Source organism: Chitinophaga sp. 01L420 (assembly GCF_056399985.1).
The window spans coordinates 17,245-40,629 of sequence record NZ_JBFTSK010000024.1 but is presented as its reverse complement, the minus strand read 5'-3'; the positions used below and the strand labels follow the sequence as shown (position 1 = coordinate 40,629).

Genomic DNA, 23,385 nt, shown 5'->3' with positions numbered 1-23,385 from the left:
CGGGAATTAATGCAGGCGTTTACTGCAAAATAAAACTCAGCGGCTCGTAAGCGTGTAAAGAAACAGTTAGTATATTTTTATTAACCGGTATCTTTTTACCAACCGGTTCGCCACGAAGATTAACCGGGGTGGCGTATTTCAGCTGCCTGCTTTCAGGTAAGGTCACATTCACTTTTGCGGTGTTGCCTGCCTGCTCCCATATCCGTAACAAAGTACCTTTATTGCCATCCGGATCAGTACCAAAAGCTGTAACCAGCACTCCTTTACGGGAAACAGTCACTCCGGACTGGCTGGAAGGCAGTATCTTCCCGGTTCCGCTGGTGGAGACAGCCAGGAGGGGCACCCTGGCTTCCCATGATTTCACCGCAAGATTTTCTTCTGTTTTCTCTCCCTGTTTTATACTCCATATGCGTACCCGCTCACTCCATGAACCCTCTGTCCAATAAGGAAAATTAGTATTCCACATATTGTTATACAAATTCACAAACACCGTGGCTTTCTTCGGAAAATAATCATAATCGTATTTCCAGAGACCTGGCTCTCCAAAGCTTAGCAGTGGCGCATCTATAGCACAAACGCCAACCCCGGAATTGCCTGGTCCTACCAGAGACACGCCAGTGTTTACGCCATAGAGATACCGGTTACCGCCCACAATCTGGTCTTTTGCCAGGTTAATGGTTCCTCCTAATCGTCCTACCAAAAACTCAGGCTGATTAACATTAAAAGGAAGGCAAAGCCAGCCTCCCTCCGGAACCGTGTTTGGCACCTTATCAGTTATTTTCCACTCCATGTCTATGTATGGAAAATCCAATGGGAACGTATATGCTATGGAAACGGCCCCGGCAAGCGGGCTCGCGTTAACAGCGACCAGTGTAACTTTGTCCGCAACAGACGAATGCTCCATTTTAATTTTCCAATCACCGGGTGTACTGCTCTGATAGGAAATATCTTTGGGCATATCGGGCTTTGTTCCTGCCAACGGGTTATTCATTGTATAATTCCTGTTGTGATAATCCACCGTTTGGTCATAGCTGAATCGCTCGTGTAAAAACTGGCCCAGTGCATAGTTTGATTTTTGATCGACCAGTTCTTTCCCGGACGCTTTTTCAATCAATGAAACGATTCCTCCCTTTTTATTATCAAACTTTACCGTATAAAAATTTGTGTTGAGGGTAAGTGTATTTGCATCAGACGTATCAGCAGTTGCTACTGCTTTCGTTATTACCTTATAACCATTAGCCGGAATATTTTCTGCTACCATCATTTCTCCGTCGATGGCTACCATTCCGCTTCGGACCCATGGCAAAGCGTTGTATACCAGTATTTCTCCGGGCTTTGCTTTAACATTAGCCGCCAGCAGGTTTAATCTTGTGTTCAATGCTGTTGAGATGATACTGTCTGTGATATTGATGTACCGTGCTTTATCTCTGAAACTGGCTTCAAATTTTTTATAAAACCCTTCCTTTCTTGCGTTGATAAAATCTTCGTTGTATTTATATCTGCCTTCAACATTACTCACACCATCTGTTGAAAAAAATCCGGTACCCGGGGCCCAGGCACCAAATGTATGCTCGCTAAAAAGCATACTGTTCTCATAGGCCTTTGCCAACGACGTCGTTAAAGAAGCGGTTGCAATTCCCCACCCATTCAATTGTGTATTCAATATATCCAATGCCGGCGCAAGGGGCCGCACATTTCTTGCTGTTTTTGATTCCACAGGCATCGCCATTACCCCATGTATCCACGGATCAACCATATCGCCATTTACTGTTGGAATAGCGGGATTTTCCTGCAATACGGCCTTTGCGTATTCCTCCAGATCAGCCAGATGAAGTCTTACCCCTTTCATTTCCGCTACCTGTTTTTTAACGGCTTCAATTTCTTTTGGAGATGGCGGACCTTCGTTGTCATGTGTCATAATTACTGCCAGGTAATTTTTTGAAGGCCAGTTGTCCGGAGGTTTTACACCTGAGCCATAATGTGGCGTATAGTTACAAAGTACCTGTGAGCCATCGGGTCCTACCCACCAAAAGAGCTGTGGCAGCCGCATAGGCTGCACCGTATAGTTGCAGCCTATTTGAAGGAATTTTACACCGGCATGATGCAACAGGGTAGGCAGCAACCAGCTGTGAGCCGGCACGTCGGTCATCTTCGCAGCAATAGGCAGTTTATGCCCATATTCGCGGGCTATTTGTGACGAAAAAATCAGTCCCCGTACATAGTCCTCCGGCTCCATCACATCCGACTCCATCGTTGCCGGCAACGCGTGAACACTGATGGCTCCATCTCTGAGCGCCTGTTCTACCTTCGCTTTTCTTTCCGGTGTTTGTAAAGGTCCCAGGATATCCGCTTTCATGGGCCACCCGGCGATCGTCCATTTAAAACGATCATCAGCCGGCTTCTTTTTATCGGCCTCTATCAAACGAACGGCATTATCCATCATATCTTCACGATACTTTTTCAGCACAGCATCCACTGACATCGTGTATCCCAAATCGCAATGCGTTTTAAATACTACCCAGATATCTGTTACTACAGGCGCCTTTTTTCCTGGTAGCAAATTAGAAGGCGGCTCAGGCACCGGTATGGGCGATTGGGGAACGTTTTGTGACATCGCAGGAAAAGCGGCCATCAGCATCACCATGGAAAAAACGCAGCTAACCACCACAAATGCCCCGCTACCTTTGCGCAGGAATAAAGCCCGGAAATACCCGACCCTTGTTATGAACCAGCCAATGGCGGATCTGATTTTCGGTGTATACATAAATATCATTTTAGTGAATGTTTATGATTGGAAAAATGAACAAAAATGTGTAGCGCCATTGGTTGCTTATTTTAAGCATCTTACCATACCTTAATTTGTTGCTGCCCGCTTTGCTTAATTTCAAAAGCCCCTGGAGAAGGATTGGCCGCATTACGCCGACTACCGGAATAATCCAGATCTATTTTGAGTGGAGAGCCATCCACGTTTTCAAAAGGCAGGTCAGGAACCATGGCCGGGTGCAGCGTTTGGGTGGTTACCAGTTTTCTTGCTTTTTCTGACAACCAGTTTTTATCCAGGTTAATTTCCAGGTAAACACCATCTTTCCGGGTTATTAAACGCGCGCCCGCATCAAAATCATTTTTAATCAATGCCTGCTGTTCTGTTGCGTCCTGTTCTTTATAGTTTTTTAATTTCTCCCGGGCATCTTTACCCATCTCTCCAAATTTCATGGGCATATCATTATTGACGGCTCTTACCGTTCCCTTCGTGTATACATTTCCGTTAAATGTTACAGGCAACAACGCTTTAGCGTACTGACTTGCATTGCCTTCATTTACAAATAAATTATTGACAAACCGGATATCTCCGCCAGGATTATCGTGTAAACCGGCAACATCAGTAGCGTGAGGTTGGAGATATGGCGTTAACCGGCTGTCATAGTTGATGACATTCATTTTCCCGCCGAAAATATTATGAACAAAAGCGGCTCCGCTTGAGTTCATCAGCAGATTGGTTTTAGACAGGAGGATATTATTGCTCACCAGCATAGGGCCATGATCCACCTCCAGAAAAATATCCTCGTCATTATCATGCATCAGGTTATTCTTTATCTGGGCGCCCTGCGCCATCCAGTCGAGCCAAATACCAAAATTGCTGCGATAAATATGATTGTTACGGATTTGTACATCTACAGCACCATGAAATTTAATAGCAGCTTGTTCAGCACCATTAAATAAGCGGCGGATATGAATATCGTGGATGGTATTTCCTTCTACCACACTGAAAGCACATCCCATGCTACCCACAATACCCGTTTGCTCACAATAAGCGATCGTATTGTTGCGAACAAGGTGCCCGCCAATAGTTCCCCTGTTCCAACCGAAAGCCAGTGCCCTTTTGATAGTCCCAACATAACCTTCTGCCGATTCCGTTTGATTATTATCGTGGTCATCTCCATATTTGCCCAGGGCAATGCCCACACATTTTGAATACTGGATGATATTATTTTCAATGATCCATCCACGGCTCCAATGTGTACCAATCAATCCCATTTGTTCAGCAGTAGGCGGCGCCCAGTTGGTAGCAGCTTGTTCCATCGTAAATCCCCTGACGGTGATAAAATTCATGAACGGTTTATCAGGATAAAAAACCGTTGGGCGAACATTTATTTCCACCAGTTCCCTGTTTGGATCCACATTTTTAAACTGCGCAAAGATGGTGGTACTGTCAGCGTCTGCAGTGGCACACCAAAGCGGATTTTTGGGATCGGTTGTATTAAACACCTCTTCTTTTTTGGCAGCTYCCATCAGCCAGTCACCATTCAGATATACGGCTCCTCTCAGGTATTTTCTGTCCTTGGGGTTAGGCGAAAACCAATCACCGTGAATATATTCTTTATAGGGATTAAACTCTTTGAAAAAGCTGTTGGGAATTTTCACTACCCATATATCATGCTCCTGGTGTTGCCAGCCTTTTACTGTTTCAGATCCTTTTATAATCACCTTCTCTCCTTTGGCGGCCTGGTATACAATTCTCTCCTTATCGGACACTCCTCCCCGGGGAGGCGTTATCTGTTCGCGATAAATACCGGCATGCACAGTAATCACGTCGCCAGGCATTGCTTTGTTGGCGGCTGCCATAATGGTTTTAAAAGGGCTGGACGATGAACCATCATTCACATCATTGCCATTGACCGACACATGGTATTCATGATGAAGCGGACTATTGTTATCTGCTGCTTTTTTTTGTGCAAAAGTGGAGATGCTGTATAGTACGAGCATTCCGCAAAAGAAATTTTTCATGTTCACTGTTTTATCATCTTATCCGAATCTCAGATTTATTCAACCTTCCGGAGTTATTTGGTGGTTAGTCGCTGCCATGATGTAAGTTATTTGTTGAATTAGGGTAGCGTTTTCTTAATAACTGCATCATATGCACATTTATCTCCCACTGGTTGGCCAGTGGTTGCCGGGTATATGGTGCAGATGGCATATAAGGCAGGGGACCGAATTCAGGAGAAATCGTCATGGTGAAGTCCCCGTTTTTTTCCCGGTGCCTGAGGATGGTATCCCACCACTGCAAATGCACCTGCAACTGCCTTTCCCATTCCGGCGAACGGGGATCATTTACCTGCGGACCTTCTTCATAACCTATCCGGGCATGTATGTGAATAGCATGACGGCAGGCCAGTGCAATAGCTGCTTCCTGATCTTCCAGCAAACTTTCGGCGACCACGCACCAGTGTGAGAAGTCGGCGGTGATGGGCAAATCAGGGATCTGTTCTAATATATGCTTTGTGGTATGCGCGGCGTACAGCGCTTTATTCCGGTGTGTTTCATGCGCAACGGGAATATTATATTCAACCGATATTTTTTTTGCCAGATCAAATAGCGCTTTATTCTGTTCAAGTGAATAATAGTCTTTCCCTGTTTGCGAATCTATCTTAACCGGCCTGGCTTCCATGAGACAGCGCAGGTGTTTTTCATAATTGGTTTTATGTACGTCAAAATCTCTTTCAAATGATTGATAGTACTGGCCTATCAGCAGCAGATCGAATTTCGCAAGAGCAGACATAAGGGCGTCCTTTTCACCTGCATCGAACGGAGCAGGCGCTTCAATACCATCATATCCGGCTTCCTTTACCTTTCGGCAAAAGGTGTCATAAGTTTCATGCTCCTGTCCCCATCTGGGGCAGAAAAACTGCAACGTTAGGTTGATTGGTTGAATATGTTCAGTCATATCATCAATGTTGATTAGAATACTAACCGGGTCCCGGCTATCTGTACTTCATTTTTTTGAGCAATACAAATCGCTGGCACAAACTAATAGTAGGGACATAACGGAGGGAATGGAATAAGCTCAATTCCTTTCATAACGGTACTTATAGTCCCAGGGAAATTACTACATTTGTTCATATGTTCAAACATTTGAACAAACTTATTTTTTCAGAGACCGTCTTTTTGTTGTTGTTAAAAAGAAGAGAAAGCAGCGATGTTGCTTTTCATCAGCAGCCGGACACACTCCAATAGACACGATTTACCCCTAATATTTCATGCTAAATGGTCTCGTATGGCCAACCCGAAAACGTAACACCGATTTACATATATTTGTGCCTTCCTGGACAGTAGCATTTAGTACTTATGAAATATTTTCTCCTTTGCAGTTTACTGCTTTTACAAATTGTTACCCACGCACAGCTGCTCTATCCCTACAGGGATACCACCAACCACTACTATATTGGTATTCCGGAAAAGTGGCGGTATTGGACAATTACCGACAATCCAAATGTCAGTATGATGGCAAAAGACGCTAGCCCAGTGACAGACTCCAGTAAACAATTTCCCGATAATATCAATATTACCATTGTTAATCATCCGGGAATAAGTGCAGATAGCGCGTTTATCTATCTGGCAACGGCTACCTCTCCAACCCGTCTTCAAATGCTAGATACGGGCAGCTACGTGGTAAATGGAAAAAAGATGCTGTGGTTCGATGACGTACACATAGGAGGCCCTAATAAAGATACCCTGTCCTCCAGTGACTTTGTCGTATGCAGTAATAACAGGGCTTATATCATCACCTGCACCAGTACCGCCACAAGATTTCCAGGCCGGCGGGATCTATTTCATCGGGTGGCCCAGACCTTCAAACCTGACCTACCTGCAAAACAGGAGTTAATACAAATAGCACTGCCAGCAGACCCAAAATGGAAGATCATTCTCGATAACGACGATTCCACTATGCATCTCAAACAGGTGATACCTATTAGTGAAAGCCCTGAGCACTGGGCTACGGTCATATCATTTGTTTCAGAAAAAAATACCGGTAAGGAAAGTCTGGAAAGCGTCCTTGCCAGATATAGTACACAATTCAAGAAAATCTGCAACGACTCAAAGTATACGCTAATTAGCAAAACTGAAAAATCGGCGCTTTTCAAAGCGGAATGCGCAGGGGACGACTCTGAATCTAATTTATGCTACCTGGTGCGGGGTGTTACGAGATGGCATCTCCTCGACTTGGGCGTTCGCCAGGGTGCCTTACCTGCAGATGTCATCAAACAGTGGACAGCCATTTTTCAGCAATCAAAAATAGTGATCGAATAAGTTAAAAATATCCCTCATTTCATTTAAAGCTACTCTTGCATCAAATTCAAGAGAACTACAGCTTTTGTTAAACATCAGTCATCTTCTTCCATACAGGGGGAGACCTATTCTTGTAATGGCCGTCTCAGGCAGTTTCTTACCGAGTTTACTGATTATACGGATTCCTGTTATAAAAAAGATTACTTAGTAGTAGAAAGCCTGGAGCATCCGCCCCAGGCTTTTTGCTTTTAACCAGATAAATTCTTATTTCAATGTACAGGTTAATGTTCCATAACCCAGTTGGTCATAACCACCGCTATTAGGCCCGTAATTTCCGCCACCGCCCTCCGGTCGCACTTTCTGGGCAAACCGTGCACAATTTGGAGCAGTCAGCCCTTTACGATTTACATAATGATTATACACCAGCTCCCAAATGGGGCGGGTATTTCCCCGGCTGGAGCTGCTGATCATATTTTGCACCACGCCAACACAATTGGTATAAGGCTTAAAATAAACGGAATCGCCCAGGTTATAGGCCGCTACATACTCTGCGCCCTTTAGGAAGCGGTTGTTGTCATAACCATACATATCATCACCCTGACTCCAGGCCATTTCGCAAAATGCGCCCATTAATCCTATGCCCAGTGTCGCATGTCCCTGATCGCGGCCACTTTCCTGCCATTGCCCCAGGCCATCTGGATGAACAAAATAAATGGCATTCGCAATCGCGCCGTTACCTGCCCCATATTTGAAATAGCTGATTGCTTCATTATAGATGTCCCGATCGTCGCACAGCACACCCGTAGCCAGGATAGAGTTCATAACACAAAGATCCCAGTTTGCATAGAAATGACTCATACACTTCTCTTTTCTTGTCAGAAAAGCATGATTCATCGGATAAAAAACATGCAACATCATCTGCTGGAACCGGGAGAAGTCTGCCGGAGCCCAGCCCCGGTAAGTTCTCATAATCTCTGCTGCATTGGCAAACTGATAGCCATACAATCCCGCTGCCAGGTTGGCGTCGTTGTTTCCACCGATTCTCTTTAATCTGGCTGACCATGCGTTCATGATCTGTATCGACTTATTAGCATATGCTTCGTCGCCGGAGACCTTCCATCTTAATGCCGTAGCATAAGCAGCGGCGATATCGTTATACAGCTGACCATAGTTTTCATGATGAATTCCGTCACTGCCCCGGTAAACTGTATCCGCCGGGTTGGGTTGCCAGCTGAGCGCACTATGTGCGTTGGTGGTCAGTTTGTTCCAGCCGGATAGCCAGGGCGCTGCCCCCGCGTCAACTTTACTTTTCATGCGGTCAAAATCCGACTGTTTATGTAATAACCCCGGATGCACAAAAATGGTGTCGTGATTATTCAATGGCAGCTTTTCTGCGGCATTAGCCATTTCTTTTCTGCACGCCATTACAAGAGAAAATAAAAATACACCCAAAATAATGCATAGCTTCCTGGCTTTCATAGGTTCCTCAACTTTATAAGTGTTAAAAAGACAATAAATTATTAAATACGGTAAATCACTAACGCAGGTTGCCTGAAATCTGGGAAAATGACTATTTTTTTTGATTAACTTCTGATTACTGTGTGCATAAGAAATATTAATCCGAATAGTACTGGCAACTTTAAAGTGTTTTTATACTCAAAGTATTCTCCGTTAATCCAGGTGAACTTACCGTAAGCTTAATATCACCGGTACGATGAGTACTTCTAATTACGACTAATGCGCGGCCGTGCCATGCTTTACGTGTATTACCTGTGTATGGATCAGTATCTTTAATATCAGCATTATCAACTCCTGCTATAACCCCAGGCCCATCTATCCTGAACTGCAAACGGGTTGCGGAATTGGGTTGAAATATGCCCTCCTGATCTGTGATTTCGACGGTAACGAAAATAAGGGCTTGTCCATTTGCCAATATTTCCTTTCGATCAGCAGTTAGTTTTATTTTTGCTGCACTACCGGCAGTTTGCAGCATAGCCGATTCAATTTCCTTACCATGTTCCACCCCTACAGCTTTAAGTAAGCCTGGCGAATAAGGAACAGAAAAGGTTGCTTTAAACTGTTGATCACCGGTAGTTGCCTGCTCGTCAATAAGTTTGTTGTTGAGGTAAAGCCGGACTTTCGGATATTTTGAATAAACCTCCACAGAAACATTCTTCCCTTCAAATCCAGGCCATGTCCAGCTTTCCCAGGTTGGCCATACMGACCACCAGGTTTCTTTGATTTCWAWWGGTTCCGGAGCMGGTTCACGAACRGCCATATAGAGCTTTTCTCCATTATTATACAGCATACCTCTATAATGTGAAATAGGTTTTCTCCATCCAATCAGATCTATATCACCACAATAAGCACCATGCCAGGGAAAGAAATCATGCTCCCAATGTTGACCCGGGACATCCCCTGAATAATACCAGCGACCTATCGACGATTCTCCTAAATAATCCATTGCCGTCCAAACAAAATCACCGACAACATAATGGTTATCCTGCACCAGCTTCCAATTGGTAAAAGCATCTCTCGGATAGGATTCCGTTTGAACAATCATACGTGAAGGAACTCTTTGATGGTCAGCGGGGGCACTATACAAGTGATAATTATAACCAGCTACATCATGTATATCCATGAGTGAATCAAAAGCCGTCCAGTTTTTATTATTTTCTACAATGGCGGATGTGATGGGACGGGAAACATCTATTTTCCGGATGGCATCGGCCAGCATTTTTGCCGTTTTTATTGCTTCCGGCTCTCCCCTCTCTGGTATCTCATTTCCTATGCTCCACATAACAACCGACGGATGATTACGATCACGCGCAACCATTGATTCCAAATCGCGCTTCCACCACTTATCAAAATACAAGGCATAGTCATTCTTATTTTTCCCTATTCTCCAACAATCAAATGCTTCGTCCATTACCAGCAACMCTAATTTATCGCAGGCGTTTAAAAAAGCTTCAGAGGGAGGATTATGAGACGTTCTTACAGCGTTGAATCCGGCAACCTTCAGCAACTCCACCTTGCGTTCTTCGGCACGGTCAAAAGCAGCAGCGCCTAAGCATCCATTATCGTGATGCACGCAGCCACCATTCATTTTTACTGTTTTACCATTCAGCTGAAAACCGTTTTCAGGACTAAATTTTATCGAGCGGATACCAAAATCTGATTGGATGTCGTCCACTACTTTTTTATCCTTTACTACCTGTACTTCCGCCTGGTATAAACAGGGTATTTCAGGTGACCACAATAAAGGACTGGACACCTGTATAGTTTGGGTAATCTCCTTTTCACCATTCGCTGGTAGTTCAACCTTTACCTGATCATTACCTGCATTTTTGGCTTTTTTATTCCAAAGAAGCGTTCTAATCACAATACTTTGATGGATAGATGTTTCATTTTTCACCAGCGTTTTTACCTGGACCGTGGCTTTTTTTGAAGTAACCTCCGTAGTTGAAATGGCAACACCCCATTGTGCCACATGCACGGGATCTGTAACCATCATCCAAACATGGCGATAGATACCAGAACCACTATACCACCGGCTGTTTACCTGTTGAGAATTGTCTACCCTGACTGATATGACATTTTCTTCACCAAACACCAGGTAAGGTGAAAGGTCATAACCAAACGAAGTATAGCCATACGGATAAATGCCCAGCGATTTCCCATTAATAAAAACTTCGGAGTTCATATACACCCCTTCAAAATAAATAGAAACCTGTTCGCCTTTCCACTCCCCTGGAACGGGGAAGGTTTTCCGGTACCATCCTATACCGGCAGGGAAGTATCCACCAGCACCTCCGGTCGGGTTTTTGGGATTTATCTTCCCTTCAATGCTCCAATCATGTGGTAAGTCAAGGCTTCGCCAATTTTTATCATCGAAGTCTTTCTTTTTAGCGTCAGGCATATCGCCTGGAAAAAACTTCCAGCTATCATCAAATAATTGTTTCCGCTCAATACTGCCGGGAGAGCCATTTCCCGGTCCCGGAGCAACGATATGCCTTTGCAGGGCTATATTATCACTAAGTGCTTTTGGTAAAAAAATATGGGCATAACATACTGACTCGTAAAAAAATATTACAGTCAATGCAACTACTATCCTAACTATCTTTTTCATGCGTTACAATCCTTACAAATTTTATTTAACCGGGATGCCAGGTATATGGACAGGCTCTCGGGCTATGATTAATTATTGGGTGATCACATCTACTTCGGCATATCCGGCATTATCGTTACCATTCGCCTCACGCACGGCACGAAGTCTTACATAACGGGCCTTTACCGGTGTAAAGCGCCTCGTTTGCCATAATGGATTATTTTTTATGTTTGGGAATTCTCCTTCATCTGCCAGCTTCCAATCCGTATTGTTCTGCGAAACAAAAAATTGATATTTTGCAATGGCGCCAGTGGTAGTGCCCTGGTCCGGCAGATATTTGAAACCAGATAGGTTTTGCTCACTTCCCAAATCGAGCACCAGATCAATGGGCATTTTTATATCGTTACTTTGATGCCATGCAGTAGATGGGTTTCCATCCAGGATTAGGTTTGCCTTTTCATCGTTTGGTCCGGTAATCCTCCAGTTCTTTCGGGAAATATCAAATTTTTCCCGGGATACAGGACTGCTTTTACCGGTAGCTGGTTCATAGGCAATAGCACTGATCTCCAATTTCCCATCTGATGGAAAGGGACCGGTGTATTTTTTTGATCTGGAAGATGGTTGTCCGCTGCCGGGCATATAGTAAACAACCGACTCCATATCCGCCGGCGTGATGGTTATTTCACCAGACTGATTCCTACTAATGGAAGGAGCAGCCAGGATCTGCGGTGCATTATAAATGCCAATATTGGAAATTACAGGGCAGCTTTTTGAACCGGTAATATTAAAACGAACCTGCGTAGCTGTTACAACCGGAAAACGAAGTATTCGCTTATATCCGATAGTTGTTGCTTTTGCCAGCTGTTTCCAGTTCCCATCAACAAGCCCCTCTACCGTGAAGGATTTCACGCGTTGCCCTAACCGGATATATTCCTGCACCAGGAATCGGTTAATCGTGGTTGGTTTACCAAAATCTATGGTTAACGATGCGTTAGTCACCTCATCATCAGTTGTCCAATAAGTATCCTTATTATTATCAATGGCCATACCTGCTTCAAACGCTTTGGCATTCCCACGAACATTGGAGGCTTTCACCTGCTTATTTGCAGCCAGATTTACAGCAAATGCTTCCTTTACAGCCCTGGCCAATCCAAGCGCGGCTTTTTCATCATTCGGATGAATCAGCCCATTTGGCATAATGGGGAAATTAAGTAGCAATGTGCCATTGCGTCCTATAGAATTATAGTATGTTTCCATTAATTGCGGTACTGTTTTTACCTGGCCATCTTCATGTGGATGATAAAACCATTCTGGTCTGATGGAAGTATTTACTTCGGCTGGCACCCAGGAATCACCGCTTTCCAGGCCGTAATGCAACATGTTCCATTCTACCTCACCTTTGGCATTTAGTAAGCTCCAGTTAGTTTCACCTACTACACCACCTTCGGTGCCTACCCAACGCAGGTCTCCCCTGTCGCCACCATCGTTCCATATTACACACTCAGGTTGTAGTTTGCGGATCAGCTGATAAGTATGCTGCCAGTCATAATAAGTAGTACGGTCAATGGTGCGGGTTTCATTAGCGCCGCCATAATATCCTGAACCACCATTAGCACCGTCAAACCATACTTCGAAAATCGGTCCGTAGTTGGTAAGTAGTTCAGTCAGCTGATTCCTGAAGTAGGTGATATAGGCAGGCTTTCCATAATCAGGGCTATTCCTATCCCAGGGCGATAAATAGATACCTAGTTTCAAGCCGTACTCTTTACAGGCATCCGCCAATTCCCGAACCACATCTCCTTTACCATTTTTCCATGGAGCATTTTTCACCGAGTATTCCGTGTATTTGGAAGGCCAGAGGCAAAAACCACAGTGATGCTTTACAGTAAGTATTATTCCCTTCATACCTGCTTCTTTGCAGATGCGGGCCCACTGACGACAATCCAATTTTGCCGGATTAAATAATCTCACCTCTTCATTGCCAAACCCCCACGATTGATCTGTATACGTATTTAAGGAGAAATGGATAAAAGCATAGTATTTCATCTCCTGCCATCTCATCTGATTTTCCGTTGGTACCGGACCAAATGGGTCGGGAGCCTTTGTCTGAGCATAGCTACTACTAAATGAACATAGGAAAAAAGCAATTCCACACAGCAAATATCTCATTGAACTAATGATCATGTTGTTAATATTATTTTGACCTAATTTATTTTTACAACCTTAAACGTCTTCAACCATTTCCCTGCTTCTACCCGAACTATATACGTACCAGCTTTCAGGGCCGCTCCCATTGACATTAAGCCCGCAACGGAGGTACGTTTAGCCGTTTCCACCTGCTTACCTGTGAGGTCGAATATAATAATACGTTCTACCTCATCAGGTTTATCAATTGTTATATTGAATGTTGAGGAAAAGGGATTTGGATATACTGACGCCCGATTATTGGTTGCCTCTTGTGTTTTCAGCGAAGAAGAAGTATCTGTTTCCATTGATGTTCTTGCCAGTGCAACAGTTCCCATTGTCCATTGCTGGTTATAACTACTGCTTTCTGACCATTGACCTGCATCTGCACCATTGGTCGTTTGGCCTAAACCGTCGAGGTATAATCCGGTAGCGCGGTTCTTTAGCTTAACATAACTCCCGGAAGCAGTCTGTTGCCATTGCTGATTATAGCTGCTACCATTGCTCCACTGACCCGCCACTGCACCGTTGGTTGTTCTCCCCATACCATCAAGATATAGACCGGAAGCGCGGTTTTTCAACTTCACATAACTCCCGGTTGTTTCCAGCAACCATTGCTGCGCATCGCTGCCACTGCTACTCCATTGCCCTGCATTAGCTCCATCGGTGTACCTGTACATGCCGTCTATCAACAATCCGGTGGCACGGTTGGCCAGCGTAACGTAAGTCACAGAAGCGGCAGCTTTCACCAGCAAAATCGCCGTTGTAGAAAGAGCCGGCACCGTGATGGTAAGTGAATTTGAGCTTACCGCCACTGTATTTTGTTGAACCGCATTTTGCGTGTGCGATACAAAAGTTTCCTGTGCCGGTAAAGATGACAACTGCAAGGTTTGATAATTTCCATTGGCAACAGTGAAATTGCTCAGATTAATAGTAACAGTACGGGAAGTAGTCCTGTCGCGGTTTACCAGCATCACCGTTAAAGAGTCGGCATTTTCATTTACAGAGGAGTAGGCAGATACCGTGTTTTCCAGTGAAGAAATACTTGAAACACTATATTTCTTTGCATTCCTGCTAAAGAGGTGCAATGTTTCCCACATGCCAACAGACCAGTTCCATGGCGAAAAGAATTCAACGCCATTGTTTGCAAAGGTACCAAGGTGTGAAGCATATATAACAGATTCAAGGCTTGGGTTGCTGCTTGACATGGTGCCCCATTCGCTTATACCACAGGTTATGCCATGGTTGGTGCCAAAATGTTCCGTCAGCCAGCCATCGATACGCTTGAAAATATATTGTTTTGTCAATGAGGCATCCCATCCGCCGGTGAGCGTTCTGATACCATTTGAACCCGGATAGTCATATGTGGTATCATAATAAATCCGGTGCCCCTGCAGTGCCGCAGCGTCATCGTTATTATACGAGGGATAGTTGTGAATATCCACTACATCTACCAGCTTAATACCGGTTGCCTTATACTCATCTCCAAGGCGTTTAATAAAATATTCGAGCCAGCAATAATACCTGCCATTTACGTAAATGCTTTCATTCGACCACTTGTACCATTGCCATTCCGAGGTGGTGACAGGTCCGCAGAGCTTGATGCCAGGATATAAAGCTTTCGCTTTCTTTGCTAATGCTATGTAGTTATCCATAAAGGCAGCAGCCGATATTTGTGTTGGCATCGCATAGTCATGTGTACCGCTCCATATATCTACTTCATTATCCATATTCCAGTATAAGAACTGGTTTTTGTTGAGCCCTATGCCATTGGCGCCAAACCAATAATTTAGAATTCCAACAGAAGAGTCGGCAGGCCATAACTGCGTAAACAAATTAATATTCCCTTCCACCAGCGCCTTACCGGAAGGGTTTTGCGTATTAGGTGTGCCACCACCGGCTAAATTCTGACCAACTCCTGCCCAATACTGGGCCTGGTTGAAAGCCCAGTCATCGAAGTTATTATTGGTGTTGGAGGCAACTCTCCCCATTAACTGAAAAGCAAACATACCTTGCATATCAGGATAATTGGCAGCAATATTTTGGGCATATACATCCCAGTTAGTACCATACACATTATTATACCAGTCCGGATGGACCGTAATTTTTTTACGCCAGTTATAACCTGTTGCGTTATTACCTCCGTTCATACGGGCGAAACGTAAACCTGCGTCTTTATAAAATTGTACAGGCTTATCAAAGCCTTCGTTCCGGCCATATATGTATGGGGAAATCAACCGTTTGTTTTGAGTCGAATTAATTGAAATAGTAACATTTTGTGCAACGGCGGTATAAAGTAAAACGTGGCACAACAAAAGCAAAATGGTTTTCTTACGCATTGTTTTGTTTTTTACTAATTGTTTGCAATTGAATTTTTACCCAAAAGTGCTGCCGCACCTTCAACCTGGAACAGCATTGTTTAATAATCGCTATCATTAGCGTTTGATAATATTCAAAAAGAAAACATCGTTCTCACGAATCCAACTCTTTTGAAAAAGGGATTCCGGCTTTTACAGTAACAATTTCCCTGGCAACAGGCGAACCATCGTTTTGCTTCTTAGGTTGCTTCTCTTTTATTCTTTGAGCGACCAATGTTTCTGCAACGGCAGAAAGCAGCAGCATCAAAAGAATGACTTTTCTTTCCATCTTTCAATCTATTTAATGCGCTTATTACCGTTTAAAAATATGCTGGGAAAATAGATACAGGTTACGATCCCACTCAATGTTGTCATGCCCGTTAGTATCTACATTCCAAATATGGGTGACACCTATTTCGTTCAAATACCGATGGGCCTTTTCACTAATCTCAAAAAGCCCATCTTTATTTCCACATCCCAGCCATAGCAGTTTCAACTTTTCCTGAGCAGCTTTGATATCCGGAATAAATTTGACATCCGCATACATACCGCCGAACATATTCGTATTAGGTGCCGAAGAAAATCCACCTACATAGCTAAAGATTTCCAGATGATGCAAACCTATATTTAACGACTGTCCTCCGCCCATTGACAAACCTGCTATAGCACGATGTTCACCGTCGCTAATGGTCGAATAATGTGAATCGATGTAAGGGATGATATCTTTCAATAAATCCTCTTCAAATGATTTTCTATAACCTTCAAAATTATCCGCTCTCCCGGAACGGCTGGCTGTTGATGTATCCGTTACTGTCAGCTTAGTATCGCAGTTGGGGAAAACCATAATTACAGGCTGAATTTTACCATCTGCCATCAGGTTATCTGCAATATTATCTGCCTGGCACCATTCAATCCATTGACGATAGTCTGCTCCCAAACCATGTAACAGATACAGCACCCGATATTTCTTGTCTGCCGAATATCCCGGAGGGGTATATACACTCATTTCCCGAAGTTTCCCAAGTGTTTTCGAGTTGTACTGAACAACTGTTAGTTTTCCGTGAGGTACATTATTACGCTGCACATTAAATCCGGTAGGTGGATCAGGAAACGTGGGAACAGTGTCCGCTGGAAGCGAAACCTTAGCTGTTTGCGCCAAACAAATGTGACTGGCTACAGTAAATACAATCGAAATAAATAAATATCTTTTACTCATTTTATTTTTTTTATCACGCTTTTTCATTCGTTCCAAACCAATACCCCTGCTGGTTCCAGCACTTTTCCTCCGATCAATATTTTGGCCGGGTCGGGTATTTTCATTTCATAATTATCAGAGGAATAATTCACCGCTATATAAAAACCATCTCTCCAGTAAACAAATACGCCAGGAGGATAATTTTCAGTGGTAGCACCTGCTCCGGTGTAAATTTGTTTCAGTATGTCCGCTTCCAGTTTAGCATCGTCTGTATCCACACCGATATAGGTAACAGTGCCTTTACCTACTTTATGTTTCACTACAGCTGCTTTCCCTTTATAAAACTGGTTGTCATATACAGCAAGTGTTTCCGTATTTTTATCAGGCGCCAGTAAATCAGCCCAGTTGTTCCAGCTGTAATGGGTGGAGCCCATCAGGAGATCTCCTTTGGCGTTACCGGCAAGCATATCGGTTGCTTTCACCTGTGCACCTATCAGCCCGGATACAGGAGCGGCGCATTCCCCCTCCCAGAAGTGTCCCATGCGATCTTTGGTGGCAGTGCGGCAGGTAATAATTAAGTGTCCCCCGTTAGCAGCATATGCATGCCATTTTTTCACCAGGGCACTATCCACCATTTCGTATGCCGGAATAATCACAAATTTGTACTTCGACAAATCAGTTGTTTCCGCGATCAGGTCCACAGGCGCGCCAAATGACTTTGCTATTTCCAGAAATTTAATCGGGTAATTCCAGGTATCCCATTGCCAGGTCTGTTTTTGCCGGTCAATAGTCCAGTAATTTTCCAGGTTCCAAAGAATGGCTGTTGACCGCGCAGTCAGTTTTTCAGGCATGGAAGCACCGGGTTTGTATCGTTTCCGCAGTTCCTTTATTTCTTTCATGTATTGGATATATTCCTCCCCGCCCTGCGAAGGGGTTACACCATCTGTTTGTATTACGCCTGCATGGTATTGTTCCGCACTATAATTGATCTGACGGAACCGGTAGGAACAGGCCAGCTTTCCACCCGCCGCGAACGTGTGGTACAACCACATTCGTACCGTTCCCGGTAAAAGAAGCGGATTGTAGCTCCCCCAGTTTACCGGGCCCGGCTGAATTTCCATTACACCGGATACACCGCCGACAGATTTATAATATTCAGCAGCAAAGAGAATCACTTTACTATTTCCTAAACGAAAGCCCTGCTCCCCGATATTATTAGTACCTCCATTTGGGTAGGCAGTATAGGTAGCAAAATCGAGTTTATTCGTCCTCCTGGGATCTGCTCCAGTAGATACTGCGGTATAATTAGTGGTGATATACTGGTCTTTCGAGATGTAATTTCGCAGTATCTCAGCCTGAAAATCGAGGAATGCCCCCTGTGCATCTGCACTGTACCGTTTAAAATCCAGCAGGGCATGGGGATTATTACCCCACCACCCTACCAGATTCGTGTTAGGGATAATAACCTGGTCAAAATTGTTATACCACTGACTCCAGAAGGCAGTTCCCCAGGCGGTATTCAAAGCCTCAATTGTTTTGTATTTGTTCTTTAGCCACTGCCGGAATGCCTCCTGTGAAGACGGATTATAATCAGGTTTGGCATCAGGCTCATTGTCAAGTTGCCAGCCAATCACATCTTTATGTTGCCCGTAACGTTTAGCCATTTCCGTTACAATGGCGGCCACAAACTTCCGGTATGCGGGGTTCACGATTGATCCCAATCCGCGCGTGCCTTGCTCACCACGGATATAATGACCATCCATTACAAATGTTTCCGGATAATTCGTTCTCATCCAGGTTGGAGTGGTTGCAGAGGGCGTGCACATCAGCACTTTCAGGTGATATTTTGTACAGAGGTTTACCACCTTATCGAGCCATGCAAACTCAAATTTCCCTTCTTCCGGTTCCATTTTAAACCACGCAAATTCCGCCAGGTGCACAAACTCATAGCCCATCTCTGCAATTTTCTTTATATCCCGTTCCCACTGGTTTTCGTTCCAATGCTCGGGATAATAATAAATACCGGTCGTAGTGAGATTTTTCTCAGGAAAAAAAGGATGGACAGCCTGCGATGTCGCTTTAAATCCCGAAATCAAAATTGTAATTAAAGCAAGTATTGAATATCTATTCATCTGAAGATTTATTGTTTATTCATCTACCCCCGGCAACAAGGGCATCAATAGTGCGTTTATCAAGCACCGTATTATTCCGCCTGTCCAAAGCACCACCTGTATCCCAGAAAAAGGGTTTCATACCGCTGGCGATTGCCTGTTTGGTTACATAAGTCAACCAATAATCCACGGCATCGTTGTGAGTGTTCAGATCTTTGGGAACATGCCTGCTGCCACCCCGTCTGTAAGCGCCGTATTCGCCCATGATGAGAGGGATTTGCTTATCTGGGAATTTGGTTTTCATCTTGCCAAAGGCGTTGTTGACATCAGTTTCTTCTCCCCAGGTGGCGTTTCTATCAGGTTCAATGGTAGAATGATGTCCTGCACCCCAGTAATAAAATATTTTGCCCCAGGAAGCATCGTCCTCCATTAAACAGAACTGGTATGGCGTGTAATAATGTACTTCCACCATCATGCGGTCTTTTACCGCATCTGTGGGGAGCGTATTCATCAGGTTATTGGTTTTATCAATATCCGTTGAAGGTCCCTGCACCACCAGTACCCTGTAGCTGTTACGTCCACCGGTGGATCTGACTGCATTGATGAAGGTTTGATGATAGCTGTTGAGTATGTCCATCTGCTCTGCATTTTCTACCGGAGGTTCATTGGCACTTGCAAACATCAGGTGCTCATCAAAATCACGCATGGTGGTAGCAATTTGTTCCCAGAATGCTTTTTGTTTCGCATTGACAGAATCCTTTTTTGCCTTGTTGATATTGGCATCCAGCCAGCCACCATCCCAGTGGATATTGAGTAAAACATACATATCGTTATTGACACAATATTGAACTACCTGTTTTACCCGGTTGAGCCATGCATCCTGGATCTTGGCAGTAGCTTTGTCGGAATACTGGTTCCATGAACAAGGCAGGCGGATAGCATTAAAACCCTGTTGTTTTACAGCCTGTATATAACTTTCGTTAATCAAAGGATTTCCCCATGCGGTTTCGCCACCAATAGCCTCCAGGGTATTGCCGATGTTCCAGCCCAGTTTAAATTTAGCGGCCAGTTGTACTGCATTACTTCCCATGCCGGTTGAATTGGCAGGAACCGGTGATGTATTATAGCCCGGATATATACCGCTGGCCTGTGTTACATTAACCCTGCGCATCTGGCTATTACCTGCATTCACTACCAGCACAACGGAACGGGAGGCACCAGTGGTATTGGGCACAGTCGTCAACCGGATAGCAGCCTTGCTGCTACCACCCGTTGACTGACTTAGCTGCAACCAGGAAGTAGCCGGATTTTCAATATTCCAGTCTACGTTACTGGCAATCGTTACATCGGAAGCGCCGCCTTCCGGCTGAAAAGCAACGTCAGATAATGAAACCGACAATTCGGGCGTAACCACGCTCTTTTTACTACAGTATGCAAACATTACAACAGACAGCATAAGTCCGATAAGTCCACACCAATTTTTGGTTTTCATATTTATGATATTTGGTTAAAAAATTTTGCAGCTATTTAATCTTCACCACCCGGATATTATCGACAGCAGCTTTTAAACCGGAAGCCGAAGGGGACGCAGCAAAGTTTTTGGTATGGATATTTACAGATCCCTTGGCCGTGCTGCCCAGCAAACTGGTCAGGCTTGCAGCTGCCGTACCTTTGCCGTCGCTGGCTCTGAACGTTGATAACGGAAGGGTGACTGTACGCCATCCTTTTGTGATAAAAGGAGAAATAGTGCCATCGGCGCGTTGCCACGGCTCATAGCGGGCCATATAATCAAATGAGTTGCCTTTTACTACATAAATAGAGGTGCCGGTCCATGCAGCAGGAACACTGATCTCAAACTTAATGGCATATTGATCAATAGGAACACTTAAACTGTCAACAGGAACCCACTGTACGTCGTTGGTATTTATACTCCGTTGCCAATTCCACCAGTTACCATCACCTGCAGGTAGAATATCATTATTTAACACGGCGTAGTAGCCCTTGTTGCCGGGGAAATTGACACTGCTGTTGTCTGTACCGGTACCCCAGCTGAAAGTATTTATCTTATCGAAATCACAGAGTACGCCGGTCGTGGAATCGTTTACATTAAAAGGGGTGGAAACAGTACCGGATTTTGTGCGGATCACTACGGGTCCGCTTTGCGAAAGCGCAGGCAGTACAAATCCGATGAACGTACCATCGCCGGCTACAGTATAGGCTGTTATCGGCGTACCGGCAAAAGTCATTTCGCTTATAAAAAATAAATTTAACCCGGAGATATAAACGGAATCACCCGCCCTGGCATTTTCGTTGGAAATGCTGGTAATCGTAGGCGGTGGGGCCACAATGCCGAATGTAAAAGTGGTAGTCCCATGCTTGGTAATATACTGGATGGTATTCAGGCTTTCTGCAGGCACCGATGGAAATGGTATTACGGCAGGCACCAATACGGTAGCACTGGTATCCGAAAACAAGATACTGTTGATAGTAGCAGGTACGCCGTTGAAAGAGATCTGTACCGCTTCCCTTAAGTTACGTCCGACTAACACCACCCGTTGACCGGTAGTGATGGAATTAACAAGTGTATCATCAGGAGAAGCAGCATAATTTCTAACACTCGTTATAACAGGAGCTCCTTCAGTGGTGTCTTTCTTACAAGCTGATTGCGATAGGGCAAAGACAGCAGTAAGCACCAAAAAAAGTACGTTCCTGTAAATCTGGTTGAATATTACTTTATTCACGGTAATAGTTTTAGTATTTTTTAATAATAAGATACCGGAGCTTCCAGCAGTTTAGGATTCGCCGTCACCTCAGAAGAAGGTATGGGAAAAGTGAAACTTTGAATGGTGGCTGGCGTAATAGTACCAAATGGATCTTTGGCTGTTACCACACCATCCGTAATGGTAAATGTTACCCGCTTTTCCCCATTTAATTTGCTGATTGCCTTGGAAGGATTGTAATAAGATAATCTTACCAGATCTGTCCAATATTGTCCCTCTCCCGCCAGTTCAATTCTTCGCTCATTAATCAGGGTATCAATATCTATTTTAGTGGTTGGAGCCATCCCGGCTCTTGCACGAACTTTGTTAAAGTAAAGAAGCGCCTCGCCGTCAGCACTTGAACCATTGTTACCAAGTATTGATTCAGCGTAAATGAGGTAAACATCCGCCAGTCTTAATAAAGCATTATGTTCTGTAGAGGAAGTCAGGTTCATTGTTGGCGCACTGTTATCCTTATTGGTACCGATAATATGTTTCTTCAATCCGGCATCACCTGTAAATGTGTATCCTCCACCTGCAGCGTTCAACTCCGCGTAATGATCCCCTTTAATCATAAAAGTTGCCTTACGCCTTAGAGAATCCCTTGTGGAGTAAAGCTGGTACATATCTATGGTTGGGCTAATAGCAAACCAGCCCGCCGATCCGTTGGCAGATATTTCTGTACCTCCCGGAGAATAGATCTGCAGCATATTTCCTTCTAACCAACCTCCACCCGGGGCCCACTGCAATGCAAACAATGACTCCGGATTGTCGTTAAACTGGGTTTTAAAGAGATCCGCATAATTAGCTACCAGCGCCAGACCACTGTTCTTACACACATTTCCGGCGTATTTTTTTGCGCTATCCAGGTAAGCCTGGTTCCTGGCCCCTCCCTGCTGATTTAATCCGGCTGCTGTCAGATAAACCTTACTTAACATGCCTTGTGCCGACCAGGTAGTTACTCTTCCGGCAGCATCAGCCGGTGGAAGATTTCCAGCTGCAAACCTCAGGTCATTAATGGCGAATTTATATACGTCCTCCGTTTTTATACGGTTAATCAATGGAGATACAATCAGTTTACTGTTATCTTCAATAACGGGTACTGCACCCCATAACACAGCCAGATTATAATAGGCAAATCCACGTATAAAGCGGGCTTCAGCAATAGCAGCAAATTTGTCTTTATCAGGGATGGAAGCCGGCGCCTTTTCTGTAATGGCATTAATAGTAACATTACAATGTGCAATCACATTATACAACCCTTTCCAGTTGGAAATCATAATGCCGTTTAAGCCGGTAACTGTAAAAGTATTAAGTTGTACAGCATCTCCCCAGAAATTAACCCCCATATTTCCACTCAGCACATCACCAACAGGTAAATAACAATTGTAGTTCCAGCTACCCCAGGGTGTACCAGCATACAATGCAGCTGTTGCCAACCTGAGATCATTGGGAGTTTGATAAAAATTATCAGCACTTATCTGCGACAGGGGCGGACGATCCAGAAAGCTTTTGGAACATCCTGTTATAACTATCGTAATTAGCAGGAAGACAATTATTTTATCCAATATTGATCTCATAACTATTTATATTAACAGATGAATAT

14 protein-coding genes are annotated in these 23,385 nt (G+C 44.2%); 1 reads left to right on the top strand and 13 read right to left on the bottom strand.

The genetic code is table 11. The features are described from left to right. Positions 1 to 19: 19 nt before the first annotated feature. The 3 genes from AC1DP6_RS21510 to AC1DP6_RS21500 form a co-directional block, all read right to left on the bottom strand. Complete coding sequence (locus AC1DP6_RS21510; RefSeq protein ID WP_477056650.1) at positions 20 to 2,764, bottom strand: glycoside hydrolase family 38 N-terminal domain-containing protein; 2,745 nt, start codon at positions 2,762 to 2,764, stop codon at positions 20 to 22. Between the two features lie 80 nt (positions 2,765 to 2,844). Next, complete coding sequence (locus tag AC1DP6_RS21505; protein ID WP_477056649.1) at positions 2,845 to 4,785, bottom strand: DUF1565 domain-containing protein; 1,941 nt, start codon at positions 4,783 to 4,785, stop codon at positions 2,845 to 2,847. Positions 4,786 to 4,849: 64 nt separating this feature from the next. Further along, the gene (locus AC1DP6_RS21500; RefSeq protein ID WP_477056648.1) at positions 4,850 to 5,722 is read right to left on the bottom strand and encodes a sugar phosphate isomerase/epimerase family protein; all 873 of its coding nucleotides are present in this window, start codon (positions 5,720 to 5,722) and stop codon (positions 4,850 to 4,852) included. 401 nt (positions 5,723 to 6,123) lie between these two features. Between AC1DP6_RS21500 and AC1DP6_RS21495 the strand changes: the two genes are divergently transcribed. After that, positions 6,124 to 7,086 carry a hypothetical protein gene (locus AC1DP6_RS21495; RefSeq protein ID WP_477056647.1) on the top strand — a complete coding sequence of 321 codons (963 nt, stop codon included), beginning with the start codon at positions 6,124 to 6,126 and terminating at the stop codon, positions 7,084 to 7,086. Between the two features lie 243 nt (positions 7,087 to 7,329). Here AC1DP6_RS21495 and AC1DP6_RS21490 read toward each other — a convergent pair whose 3' ends face one another. From AC1DP6_RS21490 to AC1DP6_RS21445, 10 genes are all read right to left on the bottom strand, one after another. Beyond that, positions 7,330 to 8,544, bottom strand: a complete 1,215-nt coding sequence (locus tag AC1DP6_RS21490) for an alginate lyase family protein (RefSeq protein ID WP_477056646.1) — start codon at positions 8,542 to 8,544, stop codon at positions 7,330 to 7,332. A gap of 160 nt (positions 8,545 to 8,704) precedes the next feature. Then, positions 8,705 to 11,194 (bottom strand): glycoside hydrolase family 2 TIM barrel-domain containing protein, encoded by a 2,490-nt coding sequence (locus tag AC1DP6_RS21485; protein WP_477056645.1) that lies wholly within the window; start codon positions 11,192 to 11,194, stop codon positions 8,705 to 8,707. A 72-nt stretch (positions 11,195 to 11,266) separates the two neighbouring features. After that, positions 11,267 to 13,234: a discoidin domain-containing protein gene (locus AC1DP6_RS21480; protein ID WP_477056644.1), complete on the bottom strand. Its 1,968-nt coding sequence runs from the start codon at positions 13,232 to 13,234 to the stop codon at positions 11,267 to 11,269. Between the two features lie 143 nt (positions 13,235 to 13,377). Beyond that, entirely contained in the window at positions 13,378 to 15,594 is a 2,217-nt protein-coding gene (locus AC1DP6_RS21475) for an RICIN domain-containing protein (protein WP_477056643.1), read from the bottom strand. 235 nt (positions 15,595 to 15,829) lie between these two features. Further along, positions 15,830 to 16,003, bottom strand: coding sequence for a hypothetical protein (locus tag AC1DP6_RS21470; RefSeq protein WP_477056642.1), 174 nt, complete (start codon positions 16,001 to 16,003; stop codon positions 15,830 to 15,832). Positions 16,004 to 16,027: 24 nt separating this feature from the next. After that, complete coding sequence (locus AC1DP6_RS21465) at positions 16,028 to 16,930, bottom strand: alpha/beta hydrolase (protein WP_477056641.1); 903 nt, start codon at positions 16,928 to 16,930, stop codon at positions 16,028 to 16,030. 23 nt (positions 16,931 to 16,953) lie between these two features. Further along, positions 16,954 to 19,041: a beta-galactosidase gene (locus AC1DP6_RS21460; RefSeq protein ID WP_477056640.1), complete on the bottom strand. Its 2,088-nt coding sequence runs from the start codon at positions 19,039 to 19,041 to the stop codon at positions 16,954 to 16,956. A gap of 19 nt (positions 19,042 to 19,060) precedes the next feature. Beyond that, the gene (locus tag AC1DP6_RS21455) at positions 19,061 to 20,512 is read right to left on the bottom strand and encodes a cellulase family glycosylhydrolase (RefSeq protein WP_477056639.1); all 1,452 of its coding nucleotides are present in this window, start codon (positions 20,510 to 20,512) and stop codon (positions 19,061 to 19,063) included. A gap of 31 nt (positions 20,513 to 20,543) precedes the next feature. Then, positions 20,544 to 21,761: a glycan-binding surface protein gene (locus AC1DP6_RS21450; protein ID WP_477056638.1), complete on the bottom strand. Its 1,218-nt coding sequence runs from the start codon at positions 21,759 to 21,761 to the stop codon at positions 20,544 to 20,546. Between the two features lie 20 nt (positions 21,762 to 21,781). Next, positions 21,782 to 23,359 carry a RagB/SusD family nutrient uptake outer membrane protein gene (locus AC1DP6_RS21445; protein WP_477056637.1) on the bottom strand — a complete coding sequence of 526 codons (1,578 nt, stop codon included), beginning with the start codon at positions 23,357 to 23,359 and terminating at the stop codon, positions 21,782 to 21,784. Positions 23,360 to 23,385: the final 26 nt, after the last annotated feature.

Bases quoted from the DNA above. Each gene is read 5' to 3' on its own strand.
- AC1DP6_RS21455 (WP_477056639.1), bottom strand. From the start codon at position 20,512: ATGAAAACCAAAAATTGGTGTGGACTTATCGGACTTATGCTGTCTGTT.
- AC1DP6_RS21510 (WP_477056650.1), bottom strand. From the start codon at position 2,764: ATGTATACACCGAAAATCAGATCCGCCATTGGCTGGTTCATAACAAGG.
- AC1DP6_RS21460 (WP_477056640.1), bottom strand. From the start codon at position 19,041: ATGAATAGATATTCAATACTTGCTTTAATTACAATTTTGATTTCGGGA.
- AC1DP6_RS21465 (WP_477056641.1), bottom strand. From the start codon at position 16,930: ATGAGTAAAAGATATTTATTTATTTCGATTGTATTTACTGTAGCCAGT.
- AC1DP6_RS21480 (WP_477056644.1), bottom strand. From the start codon at position 13,234: ATGAGATGGCAGGAGATGAAATACTATGCTTTTATCCATTTCTCCTTA.
- AC1DP6_RS21490 (WP_477056646.1), bottom strand. From the start codon at position 8,544: ATGAAAGCCAGGAAGCTATGCATTATTTTGGGTGTATTTTTATTTTCT.
- AC1DP6_RS21500 (WP_477056648.1), bottom strand. From the start codon at position 5,722: ATGACTGAACATATTCAACCAATCAACCTAACGTTGCAGTTTTTCTGC.
- AC1DP6_RS21495 (WP_477056647.1), top strand. From the start codon at position 6,124: ATGAAATATTTTCTCCTTTGCAGTTTACTGCTTTTACAAATTGTTACC.
- AC1DP6_RS21470 (WP_477056642.1), bottom strand. From the start codon at position 16,003: ATGGAAAGAAAAGTCATTCTTTTGATGCTGCTGCTTTCTGCCGTTGCA.
- AC1DP6_RS21445 (WP_477056637.1), bottom strand. From the start codon at position 23,359: ATGAGATCAATATTGGATAAAATAATTGTCTTCCTGCTAATTACGATA.